At 53.7% G+C, this 12,536-nt stretch carries 2 protein-coding genes; both read left to right on the top strand.

Annotation, left to right across the window (positions count from 1 at the left end; genetic code table 11):
• The first annotated feature begins 133 nt into the window (after nucleotides 1–133).
• Complete coding sequence (locus MJ923_RS04215; protein ID WP_240590020.1) at nucleotides 134–6,898, top strand: Ig-like domain-containing protein; 6,765 nt, start codon at nucleotides 134–136, stop codon at nucleotides 6,896–6,898.
• A 157-nt stretch (nucleotides 6,899–7,055) separates the two neighbouring features.
• Entirely contained in the window at nucleotides 7,056–12,515 is a 5,460-nt protein-coding gene (locus MJ923_RS04210) for an Ig-like domain-containing protein (protein WP_240590019.1), read from the top strand.
• Nucleotides 12,516–12,536 lie beyond the last annotated feature (21 nt).

Here is a 12,536-nt window from a genome sequence, read left to right as displayed (position 1 = left end):
ATCGGCTTCTCCCCCGGCGAGACCAACAGCGCCACCGCACTTATTTTTTAGACCATTCACCGCATTCTGCATTTTTCCTGCACATTTGCCTGTTTTACTACAGGGTAGATAATTCTATGCAAGGAAATGCAGCATGAAGCGCTTGTTAACAATGGCCTTGGTTGTGGGTCTGTGCAGCTCTCACAGCCTGTTCGCCGCCAGCCTGACAAAACAATCAGTCAACTTTTCTGGAAGTGCCAAAGATATCGGAGTGGTCAATGACGTCGATAATCTGGTGTTTTTGCAGGCGATAAATCCGTCCAAGCCGGGCTTTATTACTCAAGGCAACGGTGAGTGGGGCTTCGCCACCAATGACGGTTCCAACACACCAGATGTGACTGCGATTGCTATGCAGTTTAACGGTGCGCCGGCGCTGCTGGGGATTCCGGCGGAATCAGGCACTTTGACCATTGGTGCCAACAATGAGATTGCCGACCTCTGGACTCAGCGTGTTTATGCCAGACCCGTGGTATTTGTCAGCTTCGAAGACCCAAACCTCAACAACGGCGTCAGTATCGTTCCAACCGCCCCTATTACCCATGGCAATCAGTTCCTGTTTGATGTGCGCCAGACTGATAGTTTTGCTGCCGATTTAACAGGTGCCAAGGTGCATTATTTGGTTGCTGAGGAGGGCTGGCACCGATTGGCGGATGGCCGCATGCTGCTGATTTCAAGCGCTGAAGTTAAGCATACCGGCTTTAGCGGTAAAACCATTGAACTGGGCGCCAGCTTTACTGATGCTGTGACGGTAGCGCAGCTGCAGCGCCCTATGCTGTTTAAAAACAGTTTAGGCTTTCGTCAGTTATTCAATATGGAGGTGTATCAGGGCGCGACAGTCACCAGCGGAGTGGGTGACTTTGACAGTATTGGCCTGCGCTTGATGCAGCAAAATGGCGTGGAAGCCACTACGTCCGATACCGTTTATGCTGGCCGCATTGGTTTTATGGTGCTGGGTAATCTCACCGCCTTGGAAAACGACTTTCATTATGTCGAAGACACCAACACCAATATTCGCGGAGGCAGCTACCTCACAGTACCCTTAGCCAATTTCCGCAACTTCCCACACAGCGCTGCCACCTCCCCCTTATTCAACAAGGCAGCCTGTGCTGAAGACGACGATGTGCAAAACTTTTGTGCCTACCTCAGCATGCCGGTAGACATGTTCAGCCGCAGCACCTTTGAAACGCCGCGTATTCCTTATGTCAACGCAAATTACGATCCGCTGCAAATGGAACGCACTCTGTACTCAGAATTTGAAGGATGGGATTGGGAAAAGGTACTGGAAGCCGACATCGTTCATCCGACGGTGGATAGCAGTGGCGCAGCTATTACAGGTGCATTGGCTCAAATGCACCCCAATTTTGTTGCCGACCGAGGCTGGGATCACGTCATATTTGGCAGTGACAGCCATTGGCATTGGTTTGCACTCTACCATTTCAACAGCTGCACCTTTGATAGCGTGCGCACAGCCTGTACCGATTATTTGCCGGGCCAAGGTATTATCGACAACGACGACCTGCAGTGGGATGCGTCGATTGCTTACCAATACCTTATTGATTATAGCGGCTGGGGCCATCTTCCTGAAGTGGATCTGGCTCAGGAAATATTTGTAAATCATGATTTTGCACTGCGTGACAGCAACTTTTTTGCTGAAAGTCTGACCGCACCCAAATGGGCTTCTGAGCAAACGGTCGAGTACCTGTATCAAGATTCGTTGCCGACCGAAGATTACGGTTGGAACACGGGTTACTACGGAAGAAATTCATTATTTTATAACGCCTTTAACTCAGGTCCAACCGCGCAAACCTGGATGCTGCATGCAACCAACCTGATGGCCTATGCCACTGAATTTTGGTGCGACACCTGTGACGGCCCTATCCCTGAAGAGGTGGTGGAGTTCTTTAAATTACCTTTAGGCGATAAGGGGAACTTTGAAACCATCAATAAAGCCATGATCAGAGTGCCATCACTCGTTTCTGAATGGGAAGGTTGGCGTGACATCGGCTTTAAATTATGGGTAAAACCCTTTGTTAGCCCATTGACTAAACAACTGCGTGATGGCGACTACCTGTTTGCCAATGTTATCTGGGCAGCCGATGCGACCCATTTTCGCTGGGTTCGCTCCGCGACAGGCACCATAGATGACGCCATCACCATAGCGACAGATGTATTTGGTTATCAGGCACAGCATGCAGATGGGAATAACTATGTGACCATGTGTATGACGTATCTGGATATTGAACGCTGTGGCGATTGGCATTATGTCGGCAAACTGCCCTATGTCACAGACGTTCATATTAAAACTGAGCAGGGTGTTCAAGCGCCTATTGTCGGGCGACCGTTAATTGGGAATTACACTTACTTTGCGCCTGGCAGCGGTAACTATGATGTTGAATCCCACAGCCTGTATCAGTGGCAGTATCGGGTAGATGGTCAATGGCTTGATTTATCCGGTTCGACCGCTAAAGAGCAAATGTTAATAGAAAATATTGTGGGTGGCACAGAGGTGCGTTTTTGCATTACCCCACGCACACTGGAAAACGTGCATGGCTTTGAAGTGTGCTCTCCCGTCGTTACCGTTCAGGCGGATTTTGACGCTGATGGTATAGGAGATAGCAGAGATAACGATGATGACAATGACGGTAAATATGACTGGGAAGATGCCTTTCCAAAAGATGCCAGCGAATATCTAGATACGGACGGTGATGGCATTGGCAATAATGCCGATACCGATGATGATAACGATGGCTTAAGTGATGACGACGAAATCACTTTGGGCTCAGATCCGCTCAATGCTGATACTGATGGTGATGGGTTAGTTGATAGCATCGACCCACGCCCAACAATCTATGGTGATTTACCTGATTTCGATAATGACGGCATTGCCGATGAATTGGATACCGATCGCGACAATGACGGGGTGCTTGATTTTCTTTATGCAGTTGAGAACAAACCTGGTCTGCAAACCAGTCTCGAAACAGGTGATGTGGTGGTGGCGACTTTCCGCTGGGATGATAACCCTTACCAGGCCTGTACTGCACATTCAATTACAGTAACCAGCAATGCTGACAGCGGCCCTGGTACATTGCGTCAGGCCATGGCCGACCTGTGTGCCAGCGATCCTTACGGTGATTTAAACAAGATTAGCTTCAATGGCGCCATGACGATTCAATTGGAGAGTCCCTTGGTGATCACCAAAGGGATGCAAATCGATGGTAACAGAGAGGTTGTCATTGACGGCCAGAACGCAAATACCATCTTTGCTGCGGCGATAACAGATAGGATGCTCAATACGCAGTTCCCGCATTTAAAAGGTTTAACGTTACGCAATGGCGCTGGCCAGGCATACAACGCGGCAACCAACTTGAATATTGAAACCGAATTGGATATGCAACGTCAGGCCAGTGCTATTCATGTACGTTCCAGTATGTTTCTGAACCTGGATTATGTACTGATTGAAAATATGACTGCACCGGCTATTAGCGGCAACAACGTGCAGTTGTATCTGGAGAACAGCCTGATAGCGAATGTCAGTGGCCTTGCCCCTGCGCTAGTTACCGCAAGTGGCCAAATCGCGCTGTTTTCCAGCACTGTTTATAACAGTGAAGGCGGCGTTATGTCTGTGGGCAGCACCGGCAGTGCCCAACTGCGTAATAGCTTGCTGTTAAAAGGTCCGAATGGCTCAACCGTGTGTAATGTTGACACCTGGGAGCAACAAACCGCCAGCTGGGTAGAAGATAGCGAATGCGGTATTACCTCAACCGGTTATGTTGAACTGGCCGATCCGGAAAACGGCGACTACCGGCCGGTGCCGGGCAGTGCCAATATCGAAGCCGCTGAGACGGGTGAACTTCCAGCAGACGCGGTTGATTTGCTCGGTAATGCCCGCGTGATGGGCCCCTACAACCCGGATAATCCGGTAGAAGACGGCGGACCGATTTATCCGCAAATGGATATTGGCGCCATTGAGTATGTGTATGCCGGTGACTTTGATGGTGACGGTGTCGCTGATAGCGAAGATGCCTTCCCGAACGATGCCACCGAAACGGCTGATAGCGACAGCGATGGCGTCGGTGATAACAGCGATGCCTTCCCCAATGATCCAGACGAGCAGTTAGATACTGACCTTGACGGCATAGGCAATAACGCTGATGAGGACGATGACGGTGATAACGTCGCCGACACTGATGATGCCTTTCCGCTCGATGGCACTGAGTGGTTGGACACCGACTTAGACGGTATTGGTAACAATGCTGATACTGACGATGACAACGACGGCGTGCTGGATGTTAATGATGCGCTGCCGTTAGATCCAACAGAAACACTGGATACAGACAAGGATGGTATTGGCAACAATGCTGACACCGACGATGATGGCGATGGCGTGCTTGACGGTGATGATGCGTTCCCATTAGATGCAACGGAATGGCTGGATGCAGATTTAGATGGCATCGGTAATAACGCTGATCCGGATGATGATAATGACGGCGTGCAGGATGGTAATGATGCGTTTCCGTTTGATCCGGCTGAAGCACTGGATACCGACTTAGACGGCATTGGCAATAATGCCGACACCGATGACGATAACGATGGCTTTGCCGATACCGACGATGCGTTTCCGCTGGATGCAACGGAGTGGCTGGATACCGACGGCGATGGCATAGGTAATAATGCCGATCCGGATGACGATAACGATGGCATTGCGGATGAAGACGATCCGGCGCCGCTGGATCCAAATGTCGGCGATACACAAAAGCCGGTATTTGCAGAACTTACGCCACTGACGTTTGAAGCTTCAGGTGCCATGACGGCGGTAACGCTGCCAGAGCCGGTGGTAAGCGACAACATCAGTGTTGCATCTATAAGCTCAGATGCAGCTACCGAACTGGCATTGGGCGAGCACGTTATTACCTGGACAGCCACGGATGGCGCCGGTAATACGGCGACCGCAGAGCAGGTGGTAACGATAGTGGACACCACAGCGCCGGAATTTGATGCGCTTGAAACACTTGAGCTTAATGCGAGTGGTCGCTTAACCGATATTAACCCTATGCTGGACTACGTTGCGTTTGACCTGGTTGACGGTGACGTGACTGCAGAGTTGGTTGGTAGCAGCGAGCTGCCAAGCGGCGCGCATCAGTTGGAACTGGTTGCCACGGACAGCTCAGGCAATAGTGGCACAACAGAGCTTGCTGTGCATATTCTGCCGCAGTTAAAACTGACCAAACGCATGACGGTAGAAGCCGGTGGCAGCTATGCAATGCCACTGCAGTTAACCGGTGACGCGCCGGTGTATCCGGTGACTATAGCGTACTCGCTGCTGGTGGATGGACAGGCTCAAGCCAATCAGAGCGCTAATATTGCCTCCGGCACTGAGGGTGAGTTGGCTATCAGCATTCCGGCGGGCCTGTCGGTGAATACGGCACTGCAAGTGCAGATTGATAGCGTCAGCCATGCTTTTGTGGCGGATGCTAATTTGGCAACGCTGGTGCTGACCGAGCAGAACCTGGCACCGACCTTTAGTGCGGACGTACAGCAGCAAGGCGTAGCGACGCGTTTGCTGGACCCGCTATCGGGCGAGGCACAAATTGTGTTGGCTATCAGTGATGTGAACATCAACGATACGCACCAGGTAAGCTGGCAAGTGGTGGGGCTGGCGTTTAGCGGCACTGTCGCGACAGATGGCGTGACTATGAGCTTTAACCCGGGCGAGTTAAGCAGTGGCCGCTATGCGGTGGATATCACGGTAACCGAAAGCAACACAGCAGAGCTTTTAAGCACCAAGCGCCGTATCCGCTTTAAGGTTGATGCCTTGCCGGATTTAAGCAGCACGCTGGATACTGATGGAGATGGCATTGTCGATAGCCTGGAAGGTTATGGCGACAGCGATGGTGATGGTATTGCCGACTATCTGGATAACGATGTCGATGGCAGCCGTTTACCGGTAAATAGCAGCACAGAGCCAATGCACACCACGGCGGGCGTGCAACTTAGCCTGGGTAATACTGCCAGCGCGATGATTAGCAGTGGTGCCGGACTGACGATGGCAGAGCTGGCAGACTCGTTTGCTGATGATAGCAGCGCAGCGGACAGCAGCGATAGCCACTTTAGCCAGGCGACAGCGGTGCTGGACTTTACGCTGAGTGGCGCAATTCAACCGGGGCAATCGGTTGGTGTGGTTATCCCGCTGCCAAGCGGTACGACACTGCCAGCGGATGCGGTATACCGCAAATACACGGCGGAGCAGGGCTGGTATACCTTCGTTGAAGACAGTGCCAACAGCATCAGCTCAGCGCAACTTAATGCTGCAGGCGAGTGTCCGCAAGTGGAGGACGCCAGCTATGAGCAAGGCCTGGTTGAAGGCTATCAGTGCGTGCAGCTGCAGCTTGAAGACGGCGGCCCGAATGACGCTGATGGTATCGCCAATGGTGTTATTGAAGACCCGGGTGTTATTGCTGTGCTGAGTCAGAACCAGCTGCCGCTGGCCGTGGCCGACAGCGCGGAAACAACGGATACGCAGGCGATAATTATCAATGTACTGGCGAACGACAGCGATGCCGATGGTGACAGCCTGACAGTCACGGCGGCAGCAACCGAAAACGGAGTCGTTGAAGTGCTAGCGGATAACACGCTGCGCTACACACCAGCCGTGGGCTTTAGCGGCATGGCGACCATTAGCTACCAGATTGCTGATGGTTATGGTGGTGAAGCAGCAGGTGAGGTGAGCGTTACTGTAAGCCTGACACCGGTGGTGGTAGAGCCTGAAACACCAGAGCCGAAAAGCAGTGGCGGCTCGCTGCCGCTGTGGGCGGTGTTGTTACTGAGCTTAACGGCATTACGGCGTCAGCGCAGAGCCTGAGTCATGTAGTAAACAAAAAGAGAGCGGCTAGGCCGCTCTTTTTTTGTGGATAAGGCGGATTTTTTGGTCTGCATATTTGCTGCACATTTGCCTGTTTTACTGCAGTAGAGACTAACAGAATTAAATCAACAGCTTTATCTGATTTCATGGAGTCGTAATGAAAAACCTTTACTCGGGCGTAACTAACCGCTTCGCAGAACTTGACCGCAAAGGCAGGCAGAAGAAGCATCCTATTCGCAGCCTGGTGGCCGCCGGGGTGCTCTGTGCTTTGTCGAGCCAGAGCGCACAGGCAGAAATCCACCGTGATACCTCTATAGGCGGCAGTTCGTTCCAGATAGTGACGCTCGATAATGGCAAGGGCTATTTTGACACTAATTTTGACGTGTCTGACCGAGTTGTGGTTGATGCCATGGGGCGAACCCTGATGGTCGGTAGCTCAGAGCCGGGCGTGGAACAGAACGATGTTATCAATATCGAACGTCGCTTAGACGACAACAGTCTTGATGCCAGTTTCGGCAATGGCGGCAAGGTGCAAATCAGCGATGCTAGTTATCGTCTATTCGGTATGGTTATTACCACCGACAGCCAGGACCGCATTTTGGTAGCGGGTACCAGTAGCAATAGTGAGATGCGCCTATACCGCCTGCTGGCTGACGGCGCCCTGGATACCAGCTTTGGCGTAGGTGGTGAAACCATCTTCGACATTAGCGGCTCTGCCCCGCATCCAACCAGCATTCTTAGCGACGCCCAGGGTCGTATCTACCTGGGCGGTAGGGTGCCTCAGACTGGCTGGGATGCCTTTGTCGCCCGCTTTGACGCCAGCGGCAACATCGACACCAACTTCAACAGCAGCGGCTATCAGATTTTGGGTCAGGCCGGCAACGACGATTTAATTAATGCGCTGGCCTTTGCCGGCGACGGTGCACTGCTGGCTGCCGGCCATATCGCGTTCAAATCATCATTGTTTCGCTTTAACGAAGACGGCAGCTTTGATGCCAACTTCGGCACAAGCGGCATGGTGACGGTGAGCCGCTCCGCGACCCAGAGCAACGAGGCTTACGACCTGGCCGTCGACGCCAACGGCAAGATTTTGGTTACCACCAACGAAAATGCCAGCGATCAAGACACCACGGAAATCTTTAACCTTTACCGGTACAACAGCGACGGCACTCTGGACACCGGTTTTGCCGACAATGGCTGGTTCGGCCTGGACGTTAACGGACAGGGCAACAGTGGCAGCAATACCTCGACCCGCATCAAGATCGACAGTCAGGGCCGTATTGTGCTCGGCGGTAAGATCTATAACGGCAACACCTCGCATATGGCGCTGCTGCGCCTCAGTAATAGCGGTGTGCTGGATACCGGCTTCGGTACCAATGGCATCGGTAGCTATTATCTCGAGCCTGGCAACGCCAACAGCGATCCTGTACTGATCCAGCTGGACGCCAACGGCAATCTCGATATTTTCTCACATCAAACGGGCTATAGTGACGACCTCGGTTGGATCAAGGTCGATGCCAACGGCCATGCTACCCGTCCGTTTGCCAAAGACGGTGTGGTGATTGCCGGCGCCGACGACCTGACCGTGCCGTTTGACGCTGGTGAAAGTTACAACCTGGTGCGTGTCGATGCCGAGGGCCGCACCCTGGTGGTCGGTTATGGCCAGGACAGCACTAAGACCACAGGCAGCGATGCTATCGTTCGCCGCTATAATGCCGACGGCAGCCTGGACACCAGTTTTGCCAGCGGCGGTGCTTATCAGCTGCATGTCGGCAGCGCTGATACTGTGAGAGACTTGCAGTTTGATGCCGCCGGTAATATCTGGTTATTGGGGCTGTTTGAGTGGAACAACAACCAGTTTTTCCTCAATAAGCTCAATGCCAGCGGCCAACCGGACGCAAGTTTTGGCACCGACGGCCTGCTGACTGTTAGCGGTCTGAAGCCAGTCGCATTAACCTTGCATGGCGACGGCAGCATGGTTGTGCTCGGCGACAAATTTAATTTGATGCGCCTTCATGCCGACGGCAGCACGGATACCAGCTTCGGAAGTAACGGCTTATTTGAAGCCCAAGGACTTGCCTACAACGATTATTCTTCATTTGCTGGCGAAGACAGCCAAGGTCGTATTCTGTTGGCAGGTTATAAATATGTTGGGGGAGACAGGCCGTCGATGGCGATGCGGGTCAATGCCGACGGTACCCTGGACACCAGCTTCGGCACCGATGGTGTGACGATCTATACCCTGCCGAACGAGTTTACAGCGTATGGCTCAACCAGTCATGCAGAGGCTATGATCGAAGGAGACACCCTGTGGTTGGCGGTGAGTGGCGGGGGCAACAGCACGGAGGAATTCAACTATCTGCTGCGCCTCGATGCCTCGGGCGTGGTCGACACCAACTTTAACGGCGGCACGCCGGTGCAGTTCGGCGCCGGCCAGTTTCTCTATCCCCAAAACATGCAAAAGGACAGTGCCGGGCGTTTCCTGTTTGCCGGCTGGGTCGGCACCGATACCTACGATTTGTCTTTCGTGCAGCGCCTTAATGCCGACGGTACCCCGGACGAGACGTTCGCGACCAGCGGCGTGCAGACCTTTGATTTCGGCAACGGTGTAGATTTTGAATCTCTAGCCATCAAGCCGAACGGCGATTTGGTGGCGGCGGGCTATTACATGCTCAATAACGACCGCGGCATTCTGGTGCACCTGACCGAGAATTCTGCGCCGGTGATCAGTGGCTCACCTGCTACGTCCATTGATCAGAACGCCGCCTACGAATTCATCCCGGTCGGCAGCGACCCGGAGAATGATGGCCTGACTTTCAGCATTCAAAATAAGCCGAGCTGGGCGAGTTTTGATACCACCACTGGCATGCTTTCCGGTACGCCCGCTCAGGCTGATGTCGGCACTGTAGGTAACATCATCATTTCGGTCAGCGACGGTAAACTGACTAGCGACCTGCCGGCCTTCGATATTCAAGTCGTCAACGTTAATGATGCGCCGACCGGCTCTGTGACCATAGCCGCCACTACGCCAAATGGCCAAACCCTGGCCGCCGCTAACACCCTGGCAGACCTTGATGGTTTAGGGACAGTTGGCTATATCTGGATGCGCGATGGCGTCGAAATCGACAATGGTGCTGAATATGTGCTGGTGCTGGCGGATAAGGATCACGACATCACGATTACCGCCTATTACACCGATGGCTTTGGTACCATAGAGTCGGTTGATAGTGCGGTCACGACGGCCACGGCTGACTTCTTCAACGCCGATGTCGATGGCGATAACCTGAGTAATGGTGTTGAAATGACTCAGGGAACCGATCCATATAAGGCCGACAGTGACGGTGACGGTGTCAACGACGATGTCGACGTCTTCCCCTTGGATGGTTCCGAATCTGTCGACACGGACAACGACGGCATAGGCAATAACGCCGATCCGGATGACGATAACGATGGCATTGCGGATGAAGACGATGCTGCGCCGCTGGATGCAAGTATTGGTGATACGCAGGCACCGGTATTTGCCGCATTAGCGCCGCTGAGCTTTGAAGCGACAGGGCCAAAGACGGCGGTAACGCTGCCAGAGCCGGTGGTAAGCGACAACATCAGTGTTGCATCGCTAAGCTCAGACATGGCTGCCGAACTGGCATTGGGTGAGCATGTTATTACCTGGACAGCCACGGATGGTGCCGGTAATACGGCGACCGCAGAGCAGGTGGTGACGATAGTGGACACCACAGCGCCGGAATTTGATGCGCTTGAAACACTTGAGCTTAACGCGAGTGGTCGCTTAACTGATATCAACCCTATGCTGGACTACGTTGCGTTTGACCTGGTTGACGGTGACGTAGTGGCCGGGCTTAGCGGTAGCAGCGAGCTGCCAAGCGGCGCGCATCAGTTGGAACTGGTTGCCACGGACAGCTCAGGCAATAGTGCTACAGCAATGCTTGCCGTGCATATTCTGCCGCAGTTAAAACTGACCAAACGCATGACGGTAGAAGCCGGTGGCAGCTATGCAATGCCACTGCAGTTAACCGGTGACGCGCCGGTGTATCCGGTGACTGTAGCGTACTCGCTGCTAGTGGATGGACAGGCTCAAGCCAATCAGAGCGCTAACATTGTCTCAGGCACTGAGGGTGAGTTGGCTATCAGCATTCCGGCGGGCCTGGCTGTAACGACCTCACTGCAAGTGCAGATTGATAGCGTCAGCCATGCCTTTGTGGCGGATGACAAGTCTGCAACCCTGGTGCTGACCGAGCAGAACCTGGCACCGACCTTTAGTGCGGACGTACAGCAGCAAGGCGTAGCGACCCGTTTGCTGGACCCGCTATCGGGCGAGGCACAGATAGTGCTGGCTATCAGTGATGTGAACATCAACGACACGCATCAGGTGAGCTGGCAAGTGGTGGGGCAGGCCTTCACTGGCAGCGTGGCGACAGATGGTCTGAGTATGAGCTTTAACCCGGGCGAGTTAAGCAGTGGCCGCTATGCGGTGGATATCACGGTAACCGAAAGCAACACCGCCGAGCTATTAAGCACCAAGCGTCGCATCCGCTTTAAGGTTGATGCACTGCCGGAGTTAAGCAGCACGCTTGATACTGATGGTGATGGCATTGTCGATAGCCTGGAAGGTTATGGTGACAGCGATGGTGATGGTATTGCCGACTATCTGGATAACGATGTCGATGGCAGCCGTTTACCGGTAAATAGCAGCACAGAGCCAATGCACACCACGGCGGGCGTGCAACTTAGCCTGGGTAATACTGCCAGCGCGATGATTAGCAGTGGTGCCGGACTGACGATGGCAGAGCTGGCAGGCTCAGTTGCTGATGACAGCAGCGCGGCGGACAGCAGCGACAGTCACTTTAGCCAAGTGTCGGCGGTGCTGGACTTTACCCTGAGCGGGCAAATTCAGCCGGGGCAATCGGTTGCCGTGGTATTCGCCATGCCACGGGGCACTGCGCTGCCCGAGGACGCTGTGTACCGTAAGTACAACGCCATACAAGGCTGGTATGACTTTGTTGAAGATGCCAACAACAGCATAAGCTCGGCGCCGCTGCTTGACGGCGAATGCCCAGCGGTTGGCGCAGCCAGCTATGAACCCGGTTTGGTGGCAGGCTATCAGTGCGTGCAATTGCTGCTGCAGGACGGCGGCCCGAATGACGCTGATGACCAAGCGAATGCGGTGATAGAAGACCCGGGGGTTATCGCGGTACTGAGTCAGAACCAACTGCCGGTGGCACAACTGGACACCGCCTCCATCCTGGATAGCCAGGTGCTGGTGATAGACGTGCTGGCCAACGACACCGATGCCGATGGCGACAGCTTAAGCGTTATCGGCGCCAGTGTTGATCATGGCAGTGTAGAGCTGCTTGCCGACAATACCCTGCGCTATACCCCAAGCAGCGGATTCAGCGGTGAGGTGGTGATCAGCTATCAGGTCAGCGATGGCTTTGGCGGCAGCGCCCAGGGTGAGGTACATGTGACCGTGAGCCTTGCGCCAGTGGTGGAGCCTGAGACACCCGCAACCAACACTGGTGGTGGCTCTATGCCGCTGTGGTCACTGCTGCTTTTGGGACTGGCATTCACAAGATATCGCCAGGTACCCCTGCCTCGATAAGGCACGCAGGGCAAACATTGA

It is taken from the genome of Shewanella zhuhaiensis (assembly GCF_022484835.1).
Taxonomy (GTDB): domain Bacteria; phylum Pseudomonadota; class Gammaproteobacteria; order Enterobacterales; family Shewanellaceae; genus Shewanella; species Shewanella khirikhana.
Note: the sequence above shows the minus strand (reverse complement) of the source record. Positions and strands in the feature narration are given on the sequence as shown.

Bases quoted from the DNA above. Each gene is read 5' to 3' on its own strand.
- MJ923_RS04215 (WP_240590020.1), top strand. From the start codon at position 134: ATGAAGCGCTTGTTAACAATGGCCTTGGTTGTGGGTCTGTGCAGCTCT.
- MJ923_RS04210 (WP_240590019.1), top strand. From the start codon at position 7,056: ATGAAAAACCTTTACTCGGGCGTAACTAACCGCTTCGCAGAACTTGAC.